Here is a 23643-nt window from a genome sequence, read left to right as displayed (position 1 = left end):
GCCCGGCGGGCGGGGGCGCTCCCGATGTTCGGGACGCCCGGCCGGTCAGGCCGCCATCTCCTCGGCGAGCGCGGCGGCGAACGCGTCGACGTCGTCCTCGGTGGTGTCGAAGGAGCAGACCCAGCGGACCTCGCCGGTCGCCTCGTCCCAGGTGTAGAAGGGGAACCGCTTGCGCAGCCGCTCGGCCGCGTCCTTCGGCATCAGCGCGAACACCGTGTTGGCCTGCACCGCCTGGGTGATCTCGACGCCGGGGACCGCGCGGGCGGCGCTCTCCAGGCGGCGGGCCATCGCGTTGGCGTGGGAGGCGTTGCGCAGCCACAGGTCGCCGTCCAGCAGCGCGATGAGCTGCGCCGACACGTACCGCATCTTGGACGCCAGCTGCATGCTCGACTTGCGCAGGTACGCCAGCCCGCGCACGGCGCCCGGGTTCAGGACGACGATCGCCTCGCCGAGCAGCAGCCCGTTCTTGGTGCCGCCGAACGACAGCACGTCCACGCCGGCGTCGGTGGTGAGGGCGCGCAGCGGCAGGCCGAGGGACGCGGCGGCGTTGGCGATGCGGGCGCCGTCCATGTGGACCGACAGGCCGCGCTCGTGCGCCGCCGCCGCGACGGCCGCCGTCTCGTCCGCGGTGTAGACGGTGCCGAGCTCCGTGCTCTGGGTGATCGACACGACGGCCGGCTCCCGCCGCTGGACGTTCCCGAAGCCCGTCGCGTACCGGTCGACCAGGCCGGGGGTGAGCTTGCCGTCCGGAGCCGGCACCGTGACCAGCTTCAGCCCAGCGATCTTCTCGGACGCGCCGCACTCGTCGGTGTTGATGTGCGCCGACTCGGGGCACACCACCGCGCTCCACCGCTCCGACATCGCCTGCAGCGACACCACGTTCGCGCCCGTCCCGTTGAACACGGGGAACACCTCGGCCTGCTCGCCGAAGTGGCGGCGGACGACCTCGCGGAGGCGGCCGGTGACGGCGTCGTCGCCGTACGCGGGCTGGTGCCCGGCGTTGACCTCGGCCAGGGCCGCGAGGACCTCCGGGTGGACGCTCGCCTGGTTGTCGCTGGCGAAACCGCGCGCGGCGGACGGACGGGGTTCGGACGGCTGAGTCATGCGCCCATTCTCCCGGACGTCCGGTGATGCGCCTTTCCGCGCCCGTTCCCGCCTGCGCCGATCGGAGGCCCAGGCCGGCGGGCGCTATGCCGGGCGGTCGGTGAGGTTCTGCACCGGGGCGGGCGCGGCCTCGGCCGGCGGCTCGGCGGTGCGCAGCGCCATCCGGGCGCGCATCGCGTCGAGGTCGTCGCCGAACCTGCTGACGGTGGACTGCAGGTCGCGCCACAGCCCGGTCCGCTGCTCCAGAGCGGCGAGCTTGGTGCGCAGGTCGGCGACGCGCCGCTCGGCGGCCTCCAGCCGGGTGCGGTTGCCCGCGGTCTCGCGGCCGGTCCGGATCAGGCTGGTGGCGACGGCGGCCAGGTCGCGCTCGGTGTCGTCCATGCGCTCGTCGAGGCGCGGCAGCAGCCGGTCGTTGAGCTGCCGGACCAGCGAGTCGAGCTCGGTGCGGACCGCGCGCAGCTCGGCGTCCTGGTCGCGGACCGCCTGCTCTAGGATCAGGACGCGCTCCATGAAGGCGGGCAGCAGCCGGACCAGCTCGGCCGACCGCTCCAGATCCCGCCCGGCTCTGACGAGCACCCCGGCGCCCGCGCGCAGATGGCGCTCCGCCTCGGCGGCGGCGCGGCGGACGAGACCCGGGATCACGGTCATGGCGCTCCCTTCCGGGGCCGGGGCGGTGGAATCTCCTTAAACTTTAGGCGAAACGACCATGAACATTTTGTGAAGCCGGCGGTTTATTTCGGGGATGTCGCCGGCTCCCGGACGACCGGCGGCGGCCACGTCCGGCCAGGCGTCACGCCGCAGGCGCACAGCCCCTGGCGCACGATGAGCCAGGCGCGTTCGGCGGTGTAGTCCGACCGGCTCAGGGCCGGGCGGACGCGGTGGCATGTCAGGCAGAGCATGGTCGTGCGGCCTCCCCGTAGCGCCGGCGGAGCGGGCCGTCCCGCACGCATTCCCCCCGGACGCGTGCGGGACGGCGAACCCACCGGATGGTCCTTCGACTCCCCGGCGCCGCTCACGGTAGGCGCTCCTACGTTGCACGCACGTTGCGATCATCCGGTCACGGAACGTGCGGAGATCCGGTCATGCGGGATCCGGTGAACCGGTTGCGCCGCCCCGACCGTGGACCGATGCTCGAAGCGAGTCGGGTTCCTCTGCGGGAGAAAGGGCTGGTGGTGGTGCGCGAGCCGGTGACCGTCCGGCCGCCGATCGCCGAGTCGTGGCGGCGCTCCGCGGACGCGGGGGTCGACGCGGGCATGGCGTCGGCACCCCTGGTGTTCGACCGGGACGCCCTCGCCGGGGCCCGCGCGGCCCATGCCCTCGAACCGCACCTGCCGATGCTCCAGGCGCTGCTGCGGCGGGTCGCCGACGAGACCGAGCACCTGATGGTCATCACCGACGCCGAGGGCCACGTGCTGTGGACGCAGGGCCCGGCCTCCGCCCGCCGCGCCGCCGACGCGATCGGGCTGACCGCCGGCTTCCGCTGGTCGGAGGACACGGTCGGGACCAACGGCATCGGCACCGCGCTCGCCTCCGGGCGGCCCGAGTACGTGTACGCCGCCGAGCATGTCGCGCACGTCCTGCACAGCTGGTCGTGCGCCGGCGCGCCGATCAGCGACCCCGACTCGGGGCGCGTGGTCGGCTGCATCGACGTCAGCGCGACGGCGCGGGCGCTGCACCCCGCGACCGTCGCGCTCGTCGCCGCCGCGGCGCGGCTGGCCGAGGCGCGGATGGAGAACGACATGCTGCGGCGCGACGAGCGGCTGCGCGAGCGGCTCCTGCCGCACCTGCGGGGGCTGCGCGGCACCGGCGTCCTCGCCACCGCCACCGGCCGCATCCTCGCCGCGCCCGAGGGCGCGCTGGTCGGCCGGCGCGTGGCCGTCCCCGAGCCCGGCGGGACGGTCGTGCTGCCGGACGGCCGCACCGCCGTCGCCGAGCCGCTGGGGGAGGCGTTCCTGCTGCGGGTGCCGGGGGCCCGCGGCATGGTCGACGCGGACGCCCCGTCCGGGCGGGGCCTCGCGGCCGGGCCCGCGGCGGGGGCGGCGCCGCTGCTTTCGCTGGTGCTGCTCGGCGACGGGCCGCCGTACGCGCTGCTGGACGGGCGGCGGTTCGACCTGACGCTGCGGCACGCCGAGATCATCGCGCTGCTGGCGCTGCACCCGCGGGGGCTGAGCGGCGACCGGCTCTCGCTGCACCTGTACGGCGAGGACGGCAGCGCCGCGACCGTCCGCCCCGAGATCCACCGGCTGCGCCATCAGTTCGGCGGCGTCGTCCGCGCCCGCCCCTACCGGCTCGGCTGCGCGGTGGACGCCGACTTCCTCGCCGTCCGGCGGCTGCTGGACGAGGGGGACGTCGCCGGCGCCGTGCGGCTGTACGCGGGCGAGCTGCTGCCGCGCTCGGACGCGCCGGCCGTCCGCGCCGAGCGCGACGAGCTGGCGGTGCGGGTCCGCCGGCAGGTCCTCGACCAGGGCGACCCCGACGTGCTGTGGGCGTACGCGCAGACCGAGCCGGGCCGCGCCGACCTGGAGGCGCTGGAGCGGCTGCGGGGCGTCCTGCCGCCGGCGGATCCGCGGCAGGCGGCCGTGGCGTCGCGCAGCGCCCGGCTGCTCAGCGGGGAGCCGTAGGGGGCGGCACCGGGGCGGCGGCCAGGTGGGTGCGGTCGTTGTAGCAGACGGGCGCGAGCCCGGACCCGTCGTGGCGCCACCGGGTGACCGACGCGTTGGCGATCGGCTCCTTCTCGATCTCCATGATCTCCTGCTCGGTCAGCTCCTCCACCAGGTAGCGGGTCAGCACGACGATCGCGTCATGGGCGACGACCAGGGCCCGTCCGCCGGGGGCGGCGCTCTGCAGGTCGCGGTAGAAGCTGCGCAGCCGCAGCGCCAGGTCGGCCCACGACTCGCCGCCGGGCGGCCGGTGGTAGAACTTGCCGAGGTGCCGCAGCCGCTCGGCCTCCTCGGGGAACCGGTTCCGGACGCCGCGGGCGGTGAGCCCCTGCAGGACGCCCAGCTCGCGGTCGCGGACCCGCTCGTCGATCTGGATCCGGGCGGCGAAGGACGTCTCGGCCAGCGCGATCCTGGCGGTGTCGAGGGACCGCACGTACGGGGAGGAGATCACCGCCGTCGGGCGCTCGTCGTCCGGCAGCGCCTCCAGCCAGCGGCCGAGCGCCGCCGCCTGGGCCCGCCCCGTGTCCGACAGCGGGATGTCGGCGTCCCGCTCGGGGATGCCGACCTCCTCGGCGTCGGTGCCGAGAACCGCCTGGTGGGCGACGTTGCCGGTGCTCTCTCCGTGCCGGGTCAGGGTCAGCCATTGCAGCGCGTTCACGCAGGCCATGCTCCCACGCCTCAGCGGCCCCCGGCCCAGGGCCCGCGGCGCCGCCCTTCGACCGCCGCGGGCGCCCGCGCCGTCGCGGTGCTCTACAGCCGGTAGTACTCTTTGGTGCCGTGACGAACGTGCTGTCCACCGTGGTCGTCGTGGTGGCGCTCCTGGCCGCCGGGTACGCCCTCGTGACGGCGCTGCGCGGCCGGGCGATGGGCGCCGGCGACCTCGCCGCGTTCGGCGTCCTGGAAGTGCTGCTGGTCGTCCAGGCCGTGGTCGCCTTCGTCAAGCTCTCCGGCGGCGAGGGGCCGGACGGCCCCGCCACCTTCGTCGGCTACCTGCTGGGATCGCTGCTGATCCCCGCCGCCGGCGCCGGGTGGGGGCTGCTGGAGCGCTCCCGGTGGGGGCCCGGCGTGCTCGTCGTGGCCGGGGTGGCCGTCGCCGTCATGATCGTGCGGATGAACCAGCTGTGGAGCGGCACCGGTGCCTGAACCCGAACGCGAGCCCGTCAGGGAGACCCAGCCCGTCAGGGAGACCCAGCCCGTCAGGGAGACCGAAGCCGTCCGCGAGACCGAGGCCGTCCGCGAGACCGTCCCCGGGGCGGGGGCGGACCAGGGGTCGCCGGCCCGCGCGGACGACGGCGCCCGCGCCGGCGCCGAGGCCCGCACGGGCGGCGGTGCCCGTCCCGGCGGCGCCGCCGGCGGGCCGGGACGGCTGCTGGTCGCCGTCTACGCGATCTTCGCGCTCGCGGCCGGCGCGCGGGCGGGCGTGCAGATCGCCACCGCGTTCTCCGACGCGCCGGTCGCCTACCTGCTGTCGGCGTTCGCCGCGGCCGTCTACGTCCTGGCGACGGTGGCCCTGGCCCGTGGCGGCCGGACGTCGTTCCGGATCGCCGTCGCCGCCTGCTCCACGGAACTGGCGGGCGTGCTCGCCGTGGGCACGCTCAGCGTCGCCGACCCCGCCGCGTTCCCCGACGAGACCGTCTGGTCCATGTACGGGCGCGGCTACGGCTTCGTGCCCCTGGTGCTGCCGGTCGTGGGCCTGCTGTGGCTGCGCCACACCGCCCGCAGAGGTGGCGGAACCCCCGCGGGCGGTGGGCGCCCTGTGGACGGCGGCGTGTGAGCCCTCCGGCCACAGGTGTCTGGTGGTCATGCCGTCCTCCCGTGCGGGGACCGGTCACGCGGCGGCCTGGATCGAACTGCGGGAACCGATCGGCAGGGCGCGCACGACGGCCTGGGCGAGCGCCTCGATCTCCTCGGAGGAGCGGTCTGCGGTCGGGTTGCGGCGCATCCAGCGGATCAGCTTCAGGGGCGGCGCGAACACGATGCCGTCGGCGGTGAACGGGGTCCGGGCGAGCTTGCCGCCGTGCACGGCCAGCACCGGCGTGACCGTCACCGGCGTCCCGGCGACGCGGGTGATCGCCGCGGCGGCGGCCTCGGCCCGCGCGGTCAGCGCGCCGACGAGCTTGGACTGCGTCCGGCCGTCGATGAACAGCCGGCCGCCGTGCTGCGACACCTCGGCCCCGGGCGACCAGGCCTCGTTGTGCACGAGCCACACCCCGCCGGGTCCGACCACCAGCTCGTCGGCGACCCCGTGCCCGGGGACGGTGCGGGAATGCAGCACGCGGTGGCCGCGCCGTTCCAATGTGTAGCGGAGAAAGCGGTCCATGCGCTCCACGCCGCGCAGTCCGAGCCGCCACACCCGCGACGAGTTGTAAATGCGCCAATGGACGAGCGTGTCCGCGGCCGCAACCAGGACGGCCATCACGATTCCGAAAACGGCGTTGATGAGCATCCCGCACAACACAAGCGTCGCCGCCGCCAGAAAGGCGCGCGTCCGCAACCGGCCTTTTCGGCCTCGCTGCCAGAGTTCCTCGTACACCGCCTGCGGCGAACCGCCGGTGAAAGCGGGACGGTCCCTGAGGTAGATGGAGCTGCCGAACATGTCCGTCCTTCCAGCACCTGCCACGACGCCACCAGTATGGGGACGGCCCGGCATTCCCGCCACACTTTGCGAGGTGACTTAAATCAAACTGCCACGCCACTTCTTGGGCCTGGGGCATTGCTCACCTGCTCGTTCGCATGTGATTGGCCGCACCGATTCGTGGGAAGGCTGGTAAAGTGCCCCCTGAGATTGATTGAAAGGCGCGGTGCAACTATCACCGCAACATTCAAGGCCCTTTTCGCTGCAATTGATTTCCGGGAGTGCGGGGCGGGGCGGCAGACTGGGACGATGCACCTCAGCGCCGCCGAAGGCCTCCCCGTCCGCCACGCCGTCCCCGCCCTGCGCGCGGCCCTGGACGAGGGCGGCGCGGCGGTGCTGGCGGCGCCTCCCGGCACCGGGAAGACCACGCTCGTCCCCCTCGCCCTCGCGGGGCTCGCCCTCGGCGCGCCGCCCGCCCCCGGCAAGGTCCTGGTCCTGGAGCCCCGCCGCCTCGCCGCCCGCGCCGCCGCCCGCCGCATGGCGTGGCTCCTCGGCGAGCGCGTCGGCGGCCGGATCGGCGTCACCGTCCGCGGCGAGTCCCGCCCCGGCACCCGCGTGGACGTCGTCACCACGGGCGTCGTGCTCCAGCGCCTCCAGTCCGACCCCGAACTCGACGGCGTCGGCACGGTGATCCTGGACGAGTGCCACGAACGGCACCTGGACGCCGACACCGCGCTGGCCTTCATGCTCGACGTCCGCGCCGCCCTGCGCCCCGACCTGCGGCTGGTCGCCGCGTCCGCCACCGCCGACACCGGCCCGTGGGCGCGGCTCCTCGGCGGCGCCCCCGTCGTGGAGACCGCGGCGGCGCTGCACCCGGTCGAGACGGTCTGGGCGCCGCCGCCGCGCCCCGTCCCGCCGCCGCACGGCATGCGCGTCGACCCCGCGCTGCTCGCCCACGTCGCCGCGACCGCCCGCCGGGCCCTCGCCGAACGCGACGGCGACGTCCTGTGCTTCCTGCCGGGGGTCGGGGAGATCGCCCGCGTCGCCGGGCTGCTGGCCGGCGCGCCCGCCGAGGTCCTGCAGATCCACGGCCAGGCGCCGGGACGGGTGCAGGACGAGGTGCTCGCGCCCTCGCCGCGCCGCCGGATCGTCCTCGCCACCTCGGTCGCCGAGTCGAGCCTCACCGTCCCCGGCGTCCGCGCGGTCGTGGACTGCGGCCTCGCCCGCGAGCCCCGCACCGACCACGCCCGCGGCCTCGGCTCGCTCACCACCGTCCGCGCGTCCCGCGCCACCGCCGACCAGCGCGCCGGACGCGCCGGACGCGAGGCCCCCGGCACCGTCTACCGGTGCTGGACGCAGGCCGAGCACGACCGCCTCCCGGCCCGTCCCCGCCCCGAGATCGAGCTGGCCGACCTCACCGGCTTCGCGCTCCAGGCGGCCTGCTGGGGCGATCCCGACGCGACCGGCCTCGCCCTCCTGGACCCGCCCCCGCCCGCCGCGATGGACGCCGCCCGCGGCACCCTCGGCGCCCTCGGCGCCCTCCGCGAGGGCCGGGCCACCGACCGCGGCCGCCGCCTGGCGGGCGTCGGCCTGCACCCCCGGCTCGCCCGCGCCCTGCTCGACGGCGCGCCCCTGGTCGGCGCGCGCGACGCGGCCCAGATCGTCGCGCTGCTCTCCGAACCGCCGCCCCGCTCGGCAGGCGACGACCTCACCGCCGTCTGGCGCGCCCTGCGCGGCCGGAGCCGCCCCGCCGACCCGCACGCCGCGCGCTGGCGCGACGAGGCGGCCCGCCTCCAGCGGTCGCTCCCCGCGCGGGCCGGGGCCCCGCCGTCCCGGAGCGACGACCACGCGGCGGGGACCGTGGTGGCGCTGGCGTTCCCGGAGCGGGTGGCGCGGCGGCGGGGGAGCGGCTACCTGATGGCGTCCGGCACGGGGGCCGAGCTCGCGGACGGGTCGGCGCTGGCCGGGGCGCGGCCCGGCTGGCTCGCGGTCGCGGCGGCCGACCGCCCCGCCGGGTCGGCGTCGGCGCGGGTCCGGCAGGCCGTGGTGATCGACGAGGAGGTCGCGCGGTCCGCGGCGGCGGCGCTGGTCGGGACCGCCGAGGAGGTCGGGTGGCGCGAGGGCGACGTGGTCGCGCGCCGTGTCGAGCGCCTCGGCGCGATCGAGCTGGAGGCCCGCCCGCTGCGCGACCCGGACCCCGGGCTCGTGCGCGCCGCCCTGCTGGAGGGGGTGCGCGCAGAGGGCCTTGGGCTGCTGCGCTGGACGCCGGCGGCCGTCGCGCTGCGGGAGCGGCTGGCCTTCCTGCACGGGGCCCTCGGGGAGCCCTGGCCGGACGTCGGCGACGCGGCGCTGCTGGAACGGGCGCCGGAGTGGCTGGCCGGCGCGCGGCGGCGGGCCGACCTGGCGAGGGTCGACGTCGCGGGCGTGCTGCGCGGGCTGCTGCCGTGGGACCTGGCGAAGCGGCTGGACGAGTACGCGCCCGAGCGGGTGGAGGTGCCGTCCGGGTCGCGGATCCGGGTCGACTACTCCGGAGAGCGGCCCGTCCTCGCCGTGAAGCTGCAGGAGCTGTTCGGGTGGGACGCGGCGCCGCGGCTCGCCGGCGGGCGGGTTCCCCTGGTGGTGCACCTGCTGTCGCCGGCGGGGCGCCCGGCGGCGGTCACCGCCGACCTGGCCTCGTTCTGGCGCGAGGGGTACCGGGCGGTCCGGGCCGAGCTGCGCGGCCGGTACCCGAAGCACCCGTGGCCCGAGGACCCGGCGGAGGCCGTGCCGACGAAGCGGACCAAGCGGGCTAGCGGGAACTGACCAGCACCTCGATGCCGTCCAGGACGCGGGCGAGGCCGAACTCGAAGGCGCGGCCGGGCGCGATGGCGGCGTTGTACTCGCGCCCGGTGGCGGCGCCGACCCGGGTGCCGAGCGGGTAGTCGTCCTCGTTCACGAGCGCCTCCAGCAGGGGGGCGCTCGCCTCCCACCACTGCTCGTCGGTGATCCCGCTGCGGCGCTCGGCCTCGGCGGCGTCGACCGACACGCGGGCGGCGCTCTCGGCGAAGCCGGTCACGAGCGCGACGACCGAGTCCATCTCCAGGTCGCTGAGACCGAGGCCGTCCACGGCGCGCAGCTCGTACTCGTACTTGGCGCACGTGTTCGGGCCGAGCGGCGGCCGCGCCTTGGTGATCTCCAGCAGCCACGGGTGCCGGTGGAACAGCGCCCAGTTGTCGCGGGCGATGTGCTCCAGGCGGTCGCGCCAGGAGCCCTGGTCCGGCGGCGTCAGCTCGCCGAACGCGCGGTCGACCATGACGTCGATCAGCTCCGCCTTGCCCGGGACGTAGGTGTAGATCGACATGGGGGAGACGCCCAGCTCCTCGGCGATGCGGCGGATGGACGGACCGTCCAGGCCCTCGGCGTCGGCCAGCCGGATCGCCGTCCGGACGATCTCCTCCGCGGTCAGGCGCGGCTTGGGCCCGCGCCGCGGGCGCTCCCGCACGCCCCACAGCAGCTCCAGGGTGCGCTTCGGGTCGCCCGCCCCGCTGTACTCGGTCACCGGCCGATCCTCTCAGGGATGAAACTCTGTACTGCGTACGTTATATTGGCCGCGATGGTAAATCCGTACTGCGTACATAGTTTTGGAGGACGGGTGACGGAACCACGGTTCGCGGTCGTCGCCGAGGGGCTGCGCAAGCGCTACGGCGGCACCGAGGCCCTCGCCGGGCTGGACCTGCGCGTCCCCGCCGGGACCGTGCACGGCCTGCTCGGCCCGAACGGCGCGGGCAAGACCACCGCCGTCCGCATCCTGACCACGCTCGCGCGGCCGGACGCCGGCACCGCCCGCGTCGCCGGGCACGACGTGGTGCGCGAGGCGGTCGAGGTGCGGCGCCGCATCGGGCTCGTCGGGCAGCACGCCGCGGTCGACGAGGTGCTCGGCGGCCGGCAGAACCTCGTCATGTTCGGCCGCCTCCACCACCTCGGCGCCAGGCGGGCGCGGCTGCGGGCGGACGAGCTGCTGGAGCGGTTCCGGCTCACCGACGCCGCCGCCAAGCCCGCGGGCGAGTACTCCGGGGGCATGCGGCGGCGCCTCGACCTGGCCGCGTCCATGATCCTCGCGCCGCCCGTGCTGTTCCTGGACGAGCCGACCACCGGCCTGGACCCGCGCAGCCGGGGCGAGGTGTGGGACGCGATCCGCGACCTGGTGGACGGCGGCACCACCGTCCTGCTCACCACCCAGTACCTGGAGGAGGCCGACCGGCTCGCCTCCGGCGTCTCGGTGATCGACCAGGGCCGCGTCATCGCGGAGGGGACCCCCGACGCGCTCAAGGCCCGGCTCGGCGGCGACCGCGTCGAGGTCGTCGTGGACGACCCCGGAGCGCTGGCCGCCGCCGCCGAGATCGTCGGCCGGGTCGCGACCGGCGAGGTGGACGTCGACGCCGAGGCCCTGCGCGTCGGGGCGCCGGTGGCGGGCCGGGCGGCCGCGCTGACCGAGGCCGTCCGGGCCCTGGACGAGGCGGGCGTCGCCGTCGCCGACATCGGCCTCCGCCGTCCCACGCTGGACGAGGTGTTCCTGAGCCTTACGGAGAAGAAGGAGGTGGCCCTGTGAGTGTGCAGACGGTTCGGTGGGCTGCTGTCGACGGGTGGGTCATGACCTCCCGCGCCCTCGCCCACTGGGCGCGCAGGCCGGGCGAGGTCGCCGTCGGGCTGCTGTTCCCGGTGATGGTCGTGCTGATGATGGGCTACCTGTTCGGCGGCCAGATGGACGTGCCGGGCGGCGGCACCTACCGGGAGTTCATCGTCCCCGGCATGTTCGCGCTGACGATGGCGTTCGGGGTCGAGACGACGTTCGCCGCGATCGCGACCGACGCGAGCAAGGGCGTGACCGACCGGTTCCGGTCCATGCCGATGTCCTCGTCCGCCGTCGTGGTGGGCCGGGCCACCGCCGACATGCTGCACTCGGTCGTCGCGCTCGCCGTGATGGCGGTCTGCGGCGTGCTGATCGGCTGGCGCGTCCACGACGGCGCGGCCAAGGCCCTCGCCGGGCTCGGGCTCCTGCTGCTGCTGCGGTTCTCGCTGGTCTGGCTCGGCGTCTACCTCGGCCTGATGGCCAAGGGGCCGGAGTCGGTGGCCGCCGTGCAGATCCTGGTCTGGCCGATCGGGTTCCTGTCCAGCGCTCTGGTGGCGCCGAGCACGATGCCGGGCTGGCTGGGCGCGATCGCCGAGTGGAACCCCATGTCGGCGACCGTGACGGCGTGCCGGGAGCTGTTCGGCGAGCCGGTCGCGGGCGGGTCGTGGGCGGCCCAGCACAGCGTGCTGATGGCGGTGGTGTGGCCGCTGGTGATCGCGGCGGTGTTCTTCCCGCTGTCGGTCCGCCGCTACCGCGCCCTCGGCCGGTAGGCGGCTAGGGCAAGAGGGACACCCGGTGCCGGGCCAGCGCCAGCGCCGGGTAGCACGCCTCGGGCAGAGGCTCCGCGCCGTTCCCGGCGCCGGAGGACGCCCCGCCGCGCTCCCCGCCGAGCGCGGCGCGGAGCCTCGCCCCCACGGCGGCCGCGTCGTAGGGCTGGACGACGCACAGCTCGGCCTGCATCGCCTGCCGCGCCGCCGCCATCAGCGCCGGGACGTCCCCGACGACCACGATCTCGGCGGGTGCGTCGCCGTAGGAGAGCCGGACGGCGAGGGCGTGCATCCCGGCGGTGCCGGCGTCCTCGTAGCGGAACTCGCAGACCAGGCGGTCGCCGTCCAGCGGGCCCTCCTGGATCAGCCACGCCTGCCCGGGGACGACCCGCCCGAGCGCCCCCTCCCAGGGCGCGGCCGGGACGCCCGCGAGCCGGTCGGCGGCGCGGGCCGCCGCGGCGCGCCCCTCGGCGGGGCCGATCGCGGCGAGCGCCCGCAGGAAGGCCCGGGCGCCCGGGGTGGCCGCCGCGTGCAGGCAGCCGATCAGGTCGCCGAGCGCGGCGCGCCGCGCCGCGGCGTGCGGTGCCGCCGCCTCCAGGCCGCCGAGCTGCGCGGACGTCCACATCTCGGCCTGCAGCGGGCCGGGCTGCGCGGGGAGCGCGTCGGCCTCCCGGACGTAGGCCGCGTACACCTCGCGCAGCCCCGGCAGCATCAGCTCGGGGCCGGCGGAGGATCGGGTCGCACTCACCGCTTCAGCCTATGAGACGCGGGGGAGCGGCCCGGCCGCGCCGCCGGGGCGCGCCCCCGCGGTCCGGGCGGGCGGCGTCCTACGCGGGGACGGTCAGCAGGGTTCGGCCATCGCCGATGGTCCGGACCTCGAACCGGCTGATCTCCTCCGGCCGCAGCGCCGTGCCGCCCTGCACCGCGAGCTGCGGCTGCGGCGAGTCCGGCAGGCCGTAGCCCTTGGCGGGGACGGACCAGCCGACGACGGTGTGCGCGCCGCCCTTGGCGTCCACGGCGACCAGTTCGCACGCCAGGGGCCCGCGGACCTTGCTGAGGCGCAGCCCGACGCGGCTGCCCCACGCCTTCCCCTGCATCGCGACCGTCCCGGTGACGCCGGTGCCCGCGTCGGTCGCCGACATGGCCCGGCCGTTCCGCAGCAGCTCGGCGGTGCCGCCGTCCGAAGCGGAGGCGGTGGGGCCGCGGTCGGCGCCCAGCGTGTACCCGGTGCCGAGCGCGCCGCCGAGCAGCACGACCCCGGCGGCGGCCGCGGCCAGCGCCCGCGCGGCCCTGTGTCGGCGCTGCCGGCGGATCCGGTGCCGCATCAGGTCGGTGACCGCCGCCGGCTCGGGCGGCGCGGGCATCGCGTCCACCGGGTCGGCGATCGGGCCGATGCCGTCCAGCGTCTGGGCGATCCCGCTCAGCGCGCCGAGCTCCTCGTGGCAGGAGAAGCACGTCGCCAGGTGCGCCTCGAACGCGCGGCGGTCGGGCTCCTCCAGCAGGCCGAGGGCGTAGGCGCCGACGTCGACGTGCGGCATGTCCGGCGCTCTCATGGCGTCACGCCCCTCTCCTCCAGGGCGACGCGCAGTGCCCGGAGCGCGTAGTAGACCCGGGACTTCACGGTGCCCACGGGGATCCCGAGATGCTTGGCGGCCTCGTTCACCGAGCGGTCACGGAAGAAGGTCTCGTTGAGGATCTCGCGGTGGGCCGGGGACAGGGCGAGGAGGGCTTCGGACACGACGACGGAGCGCAGCAGATCCTCCAACCCGTCGGGCACGCGCATGTTCTCCAGCGGGCCCTCGCCCGCCTCCTGCGGCCGTGCGTTCTTGCGGCGCTGGTCGTCGATGACGATCCGGCGGGCGACGGTCGCCAGCCAGGGCAGCAGCGAGGTCGCGTTCTCGTCGAGCTGGTGCGCGCTGCGCCAGGCCCGGATCATCGTCTCCTGGACGACGTCCTCGGCCCAGTGCCGGTCGCCGCCGGTGAGGCGCAGCACGAACGACAGCAGCGGCCGGCCGTACACGCGGTACAGCTCGGTGACGATCACCTGGTCGTCCACGCCGCCGGCGGGACGCGGGCCGCGGAACCAGCTCCAGGGTCCGGGCGGGCGTTCGCGGGTGGCCGACGCGGCGGCCGGCGATCTGTGGGCCATCGGGGTCTCCGGCGGGGTGCGAGGGGTGCGGGGCGACGCGGTGACCGTGGGTGTCACGTTGGGAGGCAGTACGGAACCCCTGCGCCCCCCGGTTCAACCGGGACCGTTTCGTGGGTGATTTTCCGATATGGCACTTACTGGTTCGCTAGCTTTTACTTACCTTCTGCGCCGACCGCCGCCGGAGTGCGTCTCAAGGGGCGAACGGGAGGCGACGCATCCGAACCGCGCAGCGGGTCTTCGCCGGGCAACCTCACTCCGGATAGTGGAGCGAATGCGGGCATCAGGCCCATTTGCCCAAACAGAGACCGAGGGCGGGATCGGCATGGTGAAGGGGAACGGGGAAGTACAGCTCAGCTACCGCCTGCTGCTGGCGGTGGACATCCAGGGATACAGCAAGCGCGACACGCGCGAGCAGCTGCACGCGCAGCGGCTGCTGTCGGAGGCGCTCGACGGCGCCGCCCGCGGCGTCGGCCTCGACCGCGCCGGCTGGGACAAGCAGGTCGGCGGGGACGGCGAGCTCGCCACGCTGCCGGAGGGCGTCGACCCGGCGACGGTGGCCGGCGACTTCGTGATCCTCCTCGACGAGGCGCTGCGCGAGGCCAACCGGGACGCCGGGCGCTTCCGGCTCCGCGTGCGGCTCTCGCTGCACCACGGCACGCTCACGGCCGGGCCGTTCGGTCCCGCCGGCGACGCGCCCATCGTCGTCCAGCGGCTGCTGGACGCGACGCCGCTGCGCCGCCTGCTGATCGACGACCCGGACCGCGACCTGGCCTACGTGGTGTCGGACTCGCTGTTCGAGGACGTCGTGCGGACCGGGTTCTGCGCCCTGCCGCCGCGCGGCTTCCACGCCGTCAAGGTCGTCGCGAAGGGCGCGGTGTTCCGCGGCCACATCCTGACCGGCCGCGCCGCCCGCGAGGGCGACGGCGAGGGGCGGGGCGGACCGGACTCCCGGTCCGCCCGCGTCCTCGACTTCCCCGCCATGGCCATGGGGTGACGGGGCAGTGACCGTCGGGGCTAGTCACCCAGCAGGGCGGCGAGGAGGCGGTTGTCGCCGCGCTGCCAGAGCGTCCCGGCCTCGGCGAAGCCGGCGTCGCGGAGCGCCTCGACATGGGTGGACAGCAGCTCCGACTCCGACCCGTGGTGGCCGGTCGTCTCGTCCCGGGCCCGCACCCGCAGCTCGGCGAGGTCCGGATCGGCGGCGATCGCGGCCCACCACTGGTCCCAGCCCTCGGGGCGGTCCCCGGCGAACCGGCGCGCCTGCTCGCGCTCGCGCAGGGCGACGTCGAGGGCCGCGAGGCCCGGAGTCCGGTCCTCCACCCCCAGGTTGTCGCCGTTGAGGAACAGGCCGCGGGGCCGCAGCACGCGCGCCAGCTCGCCGTAGGCGACGCGGAGCTGCTCGCCCGAGAGCCAGTGCAGGGCGGTCGTGCTGACCGCGGCGTCGGCCTGCCGGTCCAGCCGCAGCCGGGCCGCCCAGCCGGGCTCGCGCAGGTCCAGCTCGGCGAAGGCCAGGTTCGGCCGGCCGGCGTGCGCGGCGCGGCCGAGCGACAGCAGCAGCGGGTCGGCGTCGACCGCGACGACGGTCGCGCGGGGGAGGCGGTCCAGGATCCGGCCGGCGAGCGAGCCCGGCCCGCAGCCGAGGTCGAGGACGAGCGGGTCGGGGCGTCCGGTCGCGGCCTCCAGCGCGTCGATGAGGGCGGTGAACCGCTCCTCGCGGTCCGGGACGTAGCCCTCCTGCTGGACGTCCCAGCGGGCGGTCCACGCGCTCGCGACCTCGTGGCTGAGCAGGGTCATGGCCCCTCCTGTGACTGTCGTATAACCTTTGGACGGTTACAGTGTGAACCGGAAGGGCGTAACTGGTCAAGTGGATTTCAACAGTCATACCGATGCGGTGGTGCAGGCCGCAGCCGGCCTGGTCAACGAGCTGACGCCGGGGGAGCGGCGCGGCCGCGCCTACACCCCGCCCCCGCCGCCCGCGCTCGCAGCCGCCGTCACCGACGTCCTCCACGGCGTCGGGTACGGATCGCGCGCCACCGAGGACGAGCTGCCCGTGCTCGCCGCCGTCGCGCGCGAGCTGCGCGTCGTGTTCGACGCCGTGGCCGCCGGCGACGTCGACGGCGCCGCCGAGCAGGTCAACCGGATCCTGGAGAAGACCGAGGCCCGGCCCCGGCTGGAACGCCACGACGGGCAGCCGTGGCACGTCCACTACCACGGCGCCGACGAGAACGACTGGGCCGGACCGTGCGCCACCGGCCTCGCCATCGTCATCGGCAGCGAGCTGCACGACCGCCTCGGCGTCTGCACCGCGCCGCACTGCGACCGCGTCTACGTCGACACCTCCCGCAACGGCACCCGCCGGTTCTGCTCCACCGCCTGCCAGAACCGCGTCAAGGCCGCCGCGTTCCGCGCCCGCGCGCAGTCGTCCTGACCGGGCCCCGGGCCGCTGGTGCGACATTTCCGGGTCGTTGTAGCGTGTGGCGATGATCCAGGCCACCGCCACCACCGCCGCCTCGCCCGAGGACCTGTTCCGGCATCTCGCCGTCCCCGAGGCATGGGGCGCCTGGGGCAGGTTCCCCATCCCGGCGAAGCAGACGCGCCGGGGCGACACGACCCCCTACGGCGTCGGCACCGTCAAGAAGATCTGGCCAGCCAGCGAGCGGACCGTCGCCTACGAGCCCTACGAGCACTTCGGCTACGTCGCCGTGTCGGGCCTGCCCGTGCGCAGCTACCGCTCGGACGTCCGGCTGGAGCGCCGGGACGCCGGCACGTTCATCCGCTGGGAGGCGGAGTTCGAGCCGCTGATCCCCGGCACCGGCCCGGTCGTCGGCTTCGCGCTCCGGCGGATGCTGACGGCCTTCACCCGGTGGCTGCCCGCGCACGTCGAGCACTGCCCGCCCGACTGCCCGGCCCGGCGGGCCGAGGGCGTCTGACCCGGCCGGACGCGCGAGCCGGAGACCGTGCGACCCCCCGCACGGCCTCCGGCGTAAAAGGTGCAGGCCGAGAGCACCCCGCAGTTCCCTCGGCCTGCACGACCATGGACCCCCTCAGGCGGGGTCGGGACCGTAGACCTCCCACAGCTCCCCGGCGAAGAACCTGCCGAAGTCGAGCAGCCTGCCCGCCCCGTCCGGTCCCGTCGTGCGGAAGGTCGTCAGCTGCCGCGCGAAGTCGGTCAGCTGGATGTGCAGCACGCCCGCCGCGACGATCTCCGCGCCGTCCTCCTCGTCCTCGGCGACGTGGCCGTCCAGCAGCCGCACGTAGAGGGTGGAGGTGTCCGGCCAGATCCGCGTCGGCGGCCCGTGCAGGACGTTCTTGTGCCCGCTCAGCGTGCGCCGCCGGCCCTCGCCGTCGGTGTAGAAGAGCCGGTACTTCATCAGCCGCCGGTCCTCGGAGCCGTCCGCGACGAACAGGTTGAACGTGCCCCGCTCCACCGGGCGGCGGCCGCCGTGCCCGCCCGCGTCGACCCACCCCGCGGCGGTCGCCTCGTGGGCCGCCTCGGCGAGGAACCGCTCGGTGTCCGCCGCGGTGATCGTCAGGCGGAACGACAGGGGCAGCCGCCCCTCGGCCAGCTCGCCGATCCGCGTGTCGGTCTCCCCGTAGGTGACGAACCCCTTCATCTCCTCGGTGAACGACAGCGACGTACGGCCCGCCGCCGCGGTGGAAGGTCCCCGTGTCCCACCGCGGCTCCCCGAGACCGGACCGTACGCCGAGCCGTTCCCCGCCCCGCCTGGCGAGCCGGCTCCCCCGGCCGGCTCGGCCCCCGTGGCAGACGGGGCGGTCGTCCCGTCCGCCCCCCGGCGGACGGACGTCTCCAGCAGCCGCGTGGCCAGGCGATCGGCGTGCGCGGCGATGGTGAGCGAGGGGTTCGGGCCCACCGGGCCGGGCATCGCCGCCCCGTCGGCGATGTAGAGGCCCGGGAACCCGAACACCTCGCCGAAGGCGTCGCAGACGCCTTCGCCCGGGTGGCCGCCCATGGGGGCGCCGCCCAGCGGATGGACGGTGATGATGCGCTTGCGGAACCACATCGGGTTGTCGGCGTAGTCGGCGCCGAGCACGTCCGCGATCCCCCGCATCGTCTTGCGGACGCGCTGGAACAGCTCCTCGCTGGTCTCGGCCGTCCAGTCGGCGGTGAGCCGGCCGTCCTTCAGGCGCAGCCGCCCGTCGGCGGTCTCGCGGCCCATGCCGAGCAGCGGCAGCGAGCTGACCGTCAGCGCCCCGTCGCCGATCAGGTCCGACAGCTCCTTGGACAGGTTGGTGTCCGGCGCGTCCTTGAAGAACTCGGTGAAGCGGTCCCACAGGAAGGCCACCGCGCGCTCGAACTCCGAGCGGACGTCGAGGCCGTTCACGATCCAGTCGGTGAACCCCGGGTAGCCGCCGTCCTGGATGTAGGCGCCGGGGCCCGCGCCCGGCACGCCGTCCAGCTCGTCCGGCAGCCGGATCGCCGTGGTGATCACCGGCCCGCGGCTGGCGCTCAGCGGGCGGACCCGGTTGCGGTCCTTGGCCCGCAGCAGGAACGTCAGCAGGTCGCCGTTGCCGCAGAACCGGGTGCCGAGCGCGGAGCTGAGGCCGGGGAACGCGTCCCGCGACTTCAGCAGCAGGTACGTGGTCCCGTACGTGCCGGCGCCCAGGACCAGCCGGTCGCAGGAGATCGTCCGGACCGGCAGACGGCGCTTCTTGGCGCCGAGGTCGGCGTGGTGGACGTAGTCGACCTCGTACCCGCCGCCCGGCCGCGGCCGGATCGCCTTCACCTCGTGGGAGGTGCGGATGTCGGCGCCGTGGTGCGCCGCGGCCGACAGGTAGTTGTGGTCGAGGCTGTTCTTGGAGCCCTCGTTGCAGCCGATGTCGCACTCGCCGCACAGCTTGCACGTCAGCCGGCGGGTGCGGTGCAGGTTGCCGTACGCCGGTTCGGCGATCGGCAGGCCCACCCCGGGCGTGCCGCCCGGTTCGGCGGCGAAGCTCACCGCGAGCGGCGGCAGCGTGCTGTGCAGGCCGAGCTCGGCCGCCGCGTCCTGCAGCGCGTGCGTCTTCGGGGTGTCGTCGTAGGGGACCCGGTCGAGGGGGTACGGCGTCGCGCCCATCATCCGCTCGACGGCGTCGTAGTGCGGGTCGAGGTCGGCGCGCGAGATCGGCCACGGCTCGTGCCCGCCGCCGGGGCCCGGCCGGTCGTGCACGAACCAGCGCTCGTCCTTGCGCAGCAGGACGTTCGCGTAGATCAGGGAACCGCCGCCGAGACCGGCCGACACGACCGAGTCGCAGCCCTTGAACCCCCACACGTCGTACATCCCGTACAGGCCGGCGTCAGGGTCCCAGAAGGCCCGGCCCATCTCGGCGGGGGAGCGGGGGAAGCTGCCCGGCGGGTACGGCTGCCCGCGCTCCAGCAGGACGACCCGCTGCCCGGCCTCCGCCAGCCGGTACGCCGCGACGGACCCGCCGAACCCGGACCCGACCACGACCGCGCCGACGTGCTCGACCGCGCCGTTGCCTTCGCTCATCGCTCAGCCCGCCTTCCGCTTGAGGAAGTCCACGACCTGCGGGAAGACCTCGGCGTCGGCGGCGGCGCCCATGAACGGGTCCTGATGGCCGTAGCCGGGCAGGACCGCCAGCTCGTGCAGGCCGGGAGTGATCTTCTCCAGGGTGCGGTGGCAGACGATGTTGGAGTCGGTGAACACGTGGTTGCGGTCTCCGGTGAGGAACAGGATCGGCGTGGTGACCGTGGCGGCGCGCGACAGGTAGTCGTCCGGCAGCGCGGCGAGGCGCGGATCGCGCGGGCGGTGCTTCACCGCGCGGCCGGCCTTCACCATCGTGTGCAGGTGCCGGTAGTAGTTGACGTTGCAGGCCCCGAACAGGTCGGGCAGCCGGCCGTGCGTGACCGGCGACATCTTCTCGTGCGTGAAGATCGGTTTCCCGCCGCCCCACATGAAGCTGAGCATGTGGCAGGCGGGCTCGCCGCACTCGCGGTGGAACGGGGCGACCGCCTTGGCGAGCATCCAGCCGCGCGTCAGCACCGGGGCGTGGCCGTACCGGGGGTCGAGGTGGCAGGGCCCGAGCACGTACTCCATCAGGGCCGGGCCGTAGCCCAGCTTGATCTTCGACCAGGTCGGGGTGCGCGGGGTGACCGAGACGCTGTTGCAGACCAGGCTGGCGACGTCGCTGACCGTGCCGGCGAACAGCGCCATCGAGAACGAGATCGCGCCCACGCAGTGGGTGATCACGTGGACCCGCCGGTCGCCGATGTGGCGCCGCAGCTCGGCGAGCGCCGCCGGGTGGTCGAGGAGCGCGATGGTGTCCAGGTCGTGGCGCGCGGTCTCGGCGTTGTAGGGGAACCGGCCGCTGATCCGCAGGTCGACCGCCCACACGTCGCCGAACCCGGCGTCGTGCAGGTAGTTCACCATGTTGGTGTGCTCCGGCATGATGTACATGTCGCTGGACGTCGTCAGCCCGTGCACCAGGAGGACGACGTCGTCGCAGTCGTCCCGGCGGAACCGGGTCAGGGTCAGGCCGAGGCCGTCGTCGGTCGCGAAGGGGTGCACGGACACCTCGGCGTCGGCGACGCCCGCGTGCGTGAAGCGCGCGATCCGCTGCTGATCCATGGCCATCTCCTCCGCTTCCTGACGGTCCAACCCTGCCAAACGCGGATATCGGCGCGGCATCGTGGAGAACCCGTACTTACGGGTGCGAGTCACCCGCCGGGTGTACGGGACGTACGTGAACTGAGAGTCGGATCTACTCGGAACGGTTCATCGCCGTCGCGACGCCGACCCGGGAGGGCACGCCGATCTTGGCGAAGACGCGGGACAGGTGGGTCTCGACCGTCCGGACGCTGAGGTACAGCCGCTCGGCGATCTGCTGGTTGCTGTTGCCCTCCGCGACCAGCAGCGCGATCTCGTGCTCGCGCGGGGACAGCCCGAACGGCAGGTCCTTCCCGCCCCTGGCGGCCCTGGCGGGCGACCCGGCGGTGGGGACCCGGACGCCGAGCCGGCGCTGCTCGCGGACGACCTGCGCCAGCAGCCCCCTCATCCCGCACGCCTCGAAGACCTCCGCGGCGGCGCGCAGCCGGTCCCGGGCCCGGGCGCGGTCGCCGGCGGCGGCGTGCGCGAGCCCGGCGGCCAGTTCGGCCCGCCCCGCCTCGGGCCGCCGTCCCGCCTTGGCGAGCAGATCGGCGGCCTCCGCCGCCAGCGCCGCGGACCTCGCGGGGTCGGCGGCGCGGAGCGCGTGCGCGCGGGTCAGCCTGGCCAGGCCGGCGTCGCCGGTCAGCAGCGGGTCGGCGATCGCGTCGGCGATGTCGGCCCAGTTCGCGGCGTCGGCGGCGTCCTCCTGCGCGGCGCGGACCGACGCCAGCGCCTCCGCGCAGACCACCAGGGTGCTGAAGTCCAGGCCGAGGGTGCCGTCGCCGCAGGCGGCGACCAGCGCGGCGGCGCCCTCCTCCAGCCTTCCCTCGTTGACCACCGCGATGGCGCGGGCGACGTGCGCCATGTGCGTCCACCACTCGCCCGATCCGGTGTCGTTGGCGACGGCCTCGTCCCCGGCGCGCAGCGCCCGCTCGTGGTCGCCCATCAGGGAGGCGGTCAGGCACTGCTGGATCAGCCCGTAGGCCAGCACCTCCTGCGAGCGCAGGTCGCGGCCGACCGCGGTGGCCTCGTCGGCGACGGCGGCGGCCTCCTCCAGCCGCCCCAGTTGCGTCAGGACGCGCGACAGCCCGGACAGCATGTAGCCGAGGATGAACGTCTGCCCGGTCGTGCGGGTGATCGACACCAGCCGCTCGGCGTGCCGCAGCGCCTCGTCGTACATGCCGAGGAACGACTCGGCGAACACCAGCCAGGCGAAGCAGTCCAGGCAGTCGGCGAAGTCGTTGTCGGACGCCGCGGAGAACAGCCGGTCGGCGGTCTGGGCGCGCTCGATCGCCTCCGCGACCTCGCCGCGCCCGTAGGCGACCATCGGGCGCATCGCCGCGACCGCCGCCGTCAGCCCCGGGGTCCACCCGGGGGCGCTGTCGGGGATGGTCTCCAGGATGGCGTGCGAGCCGCGGGTGTCGATCCGCTGGATCCGGTCGGCGACGAGCCGGATCCGCAGCAGCACCGCCTCGGGGGTCTGCCGGTCGGTGATGCGGCGCAGCTCGTCCAGGACGAGGGCGCGGGCCTCGTGGATCCGGCCGAGCTGCCGCTCCATGATCGCGCACATGTGCACGGTGCGGGCGCGGCGGACGGTGTCGTCGGCGGGCAGCAGCCGCAGCAGCGTGCGGGCGGTCTCGCGGCCCTCCTCGGCGTGGCCGCTGAACGCCTGCACCTGGGCCAGCTCGACCAGCAGCTCCACCCGGTCGGGGTAGGCGTCGTCGGCGGTGCCGGGCATCAGCTCCAGCGCGGCCTGCAGCCAGTACGCCGCGGTGGCGGGCGCCTGCTGCGCGACGGCGCGGGCGGCCTCCACCAGCGTCCGGATGGCCTCGGCGTCGCCGAACCGCGCCGACCGCACCACGTGGTGGGCGCGCACGGCCGCCGGGGCGCCGAGGTCGGCCAGCCGCTCCGACACCCGCGAGTGCGCGGCGATCCGCCAGCCCGCCGCCGTCGAGGCGTAGGCGACGTGCCGCACCAGGGGATGCCGGAACCGGAACCGGCCGCCCGGCGCGGGACGCACCACGTCGTGGCCGGTCAGCACGTCCAGGGCGGTGAGCGCGGCGTCCCGCTCCATCTCCGCCGCGACCGACGCGAGCGCGGGCTCGAACACGTCCGCGGCCACCGCGGCGCCCTGCGCCATCAGCAGCGCCCGCGGGGGCAGCGCGCTCAGCTCGACCTGCAGCGCCGCCCGCACCGCGGGGGGCACCTCGGTCAGGTTCGCGACGCCCTTCTCCCACTGCCGGTCCAGGCCGGGGCCGGCCTGGGGCGCGGCCCCGCCCGCCATCTTGGCCAGCGCTTCGAGGTAGAAGGGGTTGCCGCCGCTGGCCTTGAACAGCGCCTCGCACCGCGCGTGGCCGACGTCCGGGCCGAGGAACTCGCGGACCTCGCTCTGGGAGAGCGGGTCGACCGTCACCCGCACGCCCTGCTGGCCCGCCGCGTCCACCAGCGCCGCCAGCCGCGGCGACGCCTGCGCCGGCCGGTAGGCGACCGCCAGCAGCACCCGGGCCCGGGGCGGATGCCGGACCAGGTGGTCCAGCAGCTCGATCGTCGCGTCGTCGGCCCAGTGCAGGTCGTCGAGGATCAGCACCAGCCCGGACGGCTCGGCCAGCGCCTCCAGCAGGTGCCGGACGGTGCGGTGCAGCTGGTAGCGCGCCACCCGCGACTCCGGCGAGGCGGCGGGCGGGTCGCCGGACAGGTCGGCGAGCGCGGGGAACACGGTGCCGAGCAGCCGCAGCGCGCCCGGCGGCAGGTCGAGGGCGTGCTCCTCGAGGCGGTCGTCGAGCGCGTCGACCACGGCGCCGAACGGCATCTCCTGCTCGAACTCGGCCGCGCGCCCGGCGACGTACGGCAGCTTGCGGGCGCTCGCGCCGTCGGCGAGCTCGTTCAGCAGCCGCGTCTTGCCGGCGCCGGGCTCGCCGACCAGCGCGACGAAGCCGTAGCCGTCCTCGACCGCGTCGAGAGCCCGGTCGATCCGCCGCAGCGCGTCCCGTCGCCCCACCAGCGGAGCATTGCCGGAACCTCCGGCGGCGCGGGCCGCACGACCCTCCATGTCCACACCCCAACAGCGACAGGCGGCCGAGACGCCGTGACCATGCTTCTTGTTGTGGTTCCTCTGAACGAGCGGGATTCACCCTATCGGGTGGAACGTCAATAAGGCAGGACAACACACCCTGCCTG

At 75.2% G+C, this 23643-nt stretch carries 21 protein-coding genes; 9 read left to right on the top strand and 12 right to left on the bottom strand.

Features of this window, described 5'->3' with window-relative positions; translation table 11 throughout:
* Positions 1-45: 45 nt before the first annotated feature.
* Both ABWI07_RS21340 and ABWI07_RS21335 read right to left on the bottom strand, forming a co-directional pair.
* On the bottom strand, positions 46-1104 hold the full coding sequence (locus ABWI07_RS21340; protein ID WP_149263795.1) for a threonine aldolase family protein: 1059 nt from the start codon (positions 1102-1104) through the stop codon (positions 46-48).
* Between the two features lie 84 nt (positions 1105-1188).
* Positions 1189-1752 (bottom strand): hypothetical protein, encoded by a 564-nt coding sequence (locus ABWI07_RS21335; protein ID WP_149263796.1) that lies wholly within the window; start codon positions 1750-1752, stop codon positions 1189-1191.
* Positions 1753-2231: 479 nt separating this feature from the next.
* On the opposite strand from ABWI07_RS21335, the gene ABWI07_RS21330 reads away from it, so the two are divergent.
* Complete coding sequence (locus tag ABWI07_RS21330; RefSeq protein WP_149263797.1) at positions 2232-3725, top strand: GAF domain-containing protein; 1494 nt, start codon at positions 2232-2234, stop codon at positions 3723-3725.
* Here the strand turns inward: ABWI07_RS21330 and ABWI07_RS21325 are convergent.
* Positions 3709-4431, bottom strand: a complete 723-nt coding sequence (locus tag ABWI07_RS21325; protein ID WP_353819593.1) for a histidine phosphatase family protein — start codon at positions 4429-4431, stop codon at positions 3709-3711. The two genes, ABWI07_RS21330 and ABWI07_RS21325, sit on opposite strands and share 17 nt — an antisense overlap.
* Before the next feature lie 110 nt (positions 4432-4541).
* Here ABWI07_RS21325 and ABWI07_RS21320 point away from each other — a divergent pair, with 110 nt between their 5' ends.
* Positions 4542-4907, top strand: coding sequence for a hypothetical protein (locus ABWI07_RS21320; RefSeq protein WP_353819592.1), 366 nt, complete (start codon positions 4542-4544; stop codon positions 4905-4907).
* Between the two features lie 223 nt (positions 4908-5130).
* On the top strand, positions 5131-5538 hold the full coding sequence (locus ABWI07_RS21315) for a hypothetical protein (protein ID WP_149263876.1): 408 nt from the start codon (positions 5131-5133) through the stop codon (positions 5536-5538).
* Between the two features lie 54 nt (positions 5539-5592).
* Here ABWI07_RS21315 and ABWI07_RS21310 read toward each other — a convergent pair whose 3' ends face one another.
* Entirely contained in the window at positions 5593-6360 is a 768-nt protein-coding gene (locus ABWI07_RS21310) for an NERD domain-containing protein (protein WP_353819591.1), read from the bottom strand.
* A gap of 288 nt (positions 6361-6648) precedes the next feature.
* Here ABWI07_RS21310 and hrpB point away from each other — a divergent pair, with 288 nt between their 5' ends.
* Positions 6649-9141, top strand: coding sequence for an ATP-dependent helicase HrpB (gene hrpB / locus ABWI07_RS21305; protein ID WP_353819590.1), 2493 nt, complete (start codon positions 6649-6651; stop codon positions 9139-9141).
* Here the strand turns inward: hrpB and ABWI07_RS21300 are convergent.
* The gene (locus tag ABWI07_RS21300) at positions 9128-9877 is read right to left on the bottom strand and encodes a TetR/AcrR family transcriptional regulator (RefSeq protein ID WP_353819589.1); all 750 of its coding nucleotides are present in this window, start codon (positions 9875-9877) and stop codon (positions 9128-9130) included. The two genes, hrpB and ABWI07_RS21300, sit on opposite strands and share 14 nt — an antisense overlap.
* A gap of 93 nt (positions 9878-9970) precedes the next feature.
* Between ABWI07_RS21300 and ABWI07_RS21295 the strand changes: the two genes are divergently transcribed.
* Positions 9971-10927, top strand: coding sequence for an ATP-binding cassette domain-containing protein (locus ABWI07_RS21295; protein WP_235037322.1), 957 nt, complete (start codon positions 9971-9973; stop codon positions 10925-10927).
* A gap of 2 nt (positions 10928-10929) precedes the next feature.
* Positions 10930-11718: an ABC transporter permease gene (locus tag ABWI07_RS21290; RefSeq protein WP_502912844.1), complete on the top strand. Its 789-nt coding sequence runs from the start codon at positions 10930-10932 to the stop codon at positions 11716-11718.
* A gap of 4 nt (positions 11719-11722) precedes the next feature.
* Here ABWI07_RS21290 and ABWI07_RS21285 read toward each other — a convergent pair whose 3' ends face one another.
* From ABWI07_RS21285 to ABWI07_RS21275, 3 genes are all read right to left on the bottom strand, one after another.
* On the bottom strand, positions 11723-12463 hold the full coding sequence (locus ABWI07_RS21285; RefSeq protein WP_353819587.1) for a hypothetical protein: 741 nt from the start codon (positions 12461-12463) through the stop codon (positions 11723-11725).
* A gap of 79 nt (positions 12464-12542) precedes the next feature.
* Complete coding sequence (locus ABWI07_RS21280; RefSeq protein ID WP_353819586.1) at positions 12543-13268, bottom strand: zf-HC2 domain-containing protein; 726 nt, start codon at positions 13266-13268, stop codon at positions 12543-12545.
* The gene (locus tag ABWI07_RS21275) at positions 13265-13864 is read right to left on the bottom strand and encodes a sigma-70 family RNA polymerase sigma factor (RefSeq protein WP_149263806.1); all 600 of its coding nucleotides are present in this window, start codon (positions 13862-13864) and stop codon (positions 13265-13267) included. The genes ABWI07_RS21280 and ABWI07_RS21275 overlap by 4 nt, the downstream gene beginning before the upstream one ends.
* 322 nt (positions 13865-14186) lie before the next feature.
* Here ABWI07_RS21275 and ABWI07_RS21270 point away from each other — a divergent pair, with 322 nt between their 5' ends.
* Positions 14187-14858, top strand: coding sequence for a hypothetical protein (locus ABWI07_RS21270; protein ID WP_235037323.1), 672 nt, complete (start codon positions 14187-14189; stop codon positions 14856-14858).
* Positions 14859-14878: 20 nt separating this feature from the next.
* Here ABWI07_RS21270 and ABWI07_RS21265 read toward each other — a convergent pair whose 3' ends face one another.
* The gene (locus ABWI07_RS21265; RefSeq protein WP_235037324.1) at positions 14879-15655 is read right to left on the bottom strand and encodes a class I SAM-dependent methyltransferase; all 777 of its coding nucleotides are present in this window, start codon (positions 15653-15655) and stop codon (positions 14879-14881) included.
* 100 nt (positions 15656-15755) lie between these two features.
* On the opposite strand from ABWI07_RS21265, the gene ABWI07_RS21260 reads away from it, so the two are divergent.
* Both ABWI07_RS21260 and ABWI07_RS21255 read left to right on the top strand, forming a co-directional pair.
* On the top strand, positions 15756-16289 hold the full coding sequence (locus ABWI07_RS21260) for a CGNR zinc finger domain-containing protein (RefSeq protein ID WP_353819585.1): 534 nt from the start codon (positions 15756-15758) through the stop codon (positions 16287-16289).
* A gap of 52 nt (positions 16290-16341) precedes the next feature.
* The gene (locus ABWI07_RS21255) at positions 16342-16791 is read left to right on the top strand and encodes an SRPBCC family protein (RefSeq protein ID WP_149263808.1); all 450 of its coding nucleotides are present in this window, start codon (positions 16342-16344) and stop codon (positions 16789-16791) included.
* Positions 16792-16905: 114 nt separating this feature from the next.
* On the opposite strand, the gene ABWI07_RS21250 is transcribed toward ABWI07_RS21255, so the two are convergent.
* From ABWI07_RS21250 to ABWI07_RS21240, 3 genes are all read right to left on the bottom strand, one after another.
* The gene (locus tag ABWI07_RS21250; protein ID WP_353819584.1) at positions 16906-19350 is read right to left on the bottom strand and encodes a GMC oxidoreductase; all 2445 of its coding nucleotides are present in this window, start codon (positions 19348-19350) and stop codon (positions 16906-16908) included.
* A 3-nt stretch (positions 19351-19353) separates the two neighbouring features.
* Positions 19354-20448 carry an alpha/beta hydrolase gene (locus ABWI07_RS21245; RefSeq protein ID WP_353819583.1) on the bottom strand — a complete coding sequence of 365 codons (1095 nt, stop codon included), beginning with the start codon at positions 20446-20448 and terminating at the stop codon, positions 19354-19356.
* A gap of 133 nt (positions 20449-20581) precedes the next feature.
* A complete protein-coding gene (locus tag ABWI07_RS21240) occupies positions 20582-23464 on the bottom strand; it encodes a helix-turn-helix transcriptional regulator (protein WP_235037325.1) in 2883 nt (960 codons plus the stop codon).
* Between the last annotated feature and the right edge of the window lie 179 nt (positions 23465-23643).

The organism is Actinomadura sp. NPDC000600 (assembly GCF_040492135.1).
Lineage (GTDB): Bacteria > Actinomycetota > Actinomycetes > Streptosporangiales > Streptosporangiaceae > Spirillospora.
This window is presented reverse-complemented; position numbering and strand designations above follow the sequence as displayed.

What these genes read in the sequence shown, in the direction of transcription:
- ABWI07_RS21340 (WP_149263795.1), bottom strand. Translation starts at nt 1,104, where the DNA reads ATGACTCAGCCGTCCGAACCCCGTCCGTCCGCCGCGCGCGGTTTCGCC.
- ABWI07_RS21335 (WP_149263796.1), bottom strand. Translation starts at nt 1,752, where the DNA reads ATGACCGTGATCCCGGGTCTCGTCCGCCGCGCCGCCGCCGAGGCGGAG.
- ABWI07_RS21330 (WP_149263797.1), top strand. Translation starts at nt 2,232, where the DNA reads ATGCTCGAAGCGAGTCGGGTTCCTCTGCGGGAGAAAGGGCTGGTGGTG.
- ABWI07_RS21325 (WP_353819593.1), bottom strand. Translation starts at nt 4,431, where the DNA reads ATGGCCTGCGTGAACGCGCTGCAATGGCTGACCCTGACCCGGCACGGA.
- ABWI07_RS21310 (WP_353819591.1), bottom strand. Translation starts at nt 6,360, where the DNA reads ATGTTCGGCAGCTCCATCTACCTCAGGGACCGTCCCGCTTTCACCGGC.
- hrpB (WP_353819590.1), top strand. Translation starts at nt 6,649, where the DNA reads ATGCACCTCAGCGCCGCCGAAGGCCTCCCCGTCCGCCACGCCGTCCCC.
- ABWI07_RS21280 (WP_353819586.1), bottom strand. Translation starts at nt 13,268, where the DNA reads ATGAGAGCGCCGGACATGCCGCACGTCGACGTCGGCGCCTACGCCCTC.
- ABWI07_RS21275 (WP_149263806.1), bottom strand. Translation starts at nt 13,864, where the DNA reads ATGGCCCACAGATCGCCGGCCGCCGCGTCGGCCACCCGCGAACGCCCG.
- ABWI07_RS21270 (WP_235037323.1), top strand. Translation starts at nt 14,187, where the DNA reads ATGGTGAAGGGGAACGGGGAAGTACAGCTCAGCTACCGCCTGCTGCTG.
- ABWI07_RS21265 (WP_235037324.1), bottom strand. Translation starts at nt 15,655, where the DNA reads ATGACCCTGCTCAGCCACGAGGTCGCGAGCGCGTGGACCGCCCGCTGG.
- ABWI07_RS21255 (WP_149263808.1), top strand. Translation starts at nt 16,342, where the DNA reads ATGATCCAGGCCACCGCCACCACCGCCGCCTCGCCCGAGGACCTGTTC.
- ABWI07_RS21250 (WP_353819584.1), bottom strand. Translation starts at nt 19,350, where the DNA reads ATGAGCGAAGGCAACGGCGCGGTCGAGCACGTCGGCGCGGTCGTGGTC.
- ABWI07_RS21245 (WP_353819583.1), bottom strand. Translation starts at nt 20,448, where the DNA reads ATGGATCAGCAGCGGATCGCGCGCTTCACGCACGCGGGCGTCGCCGAC.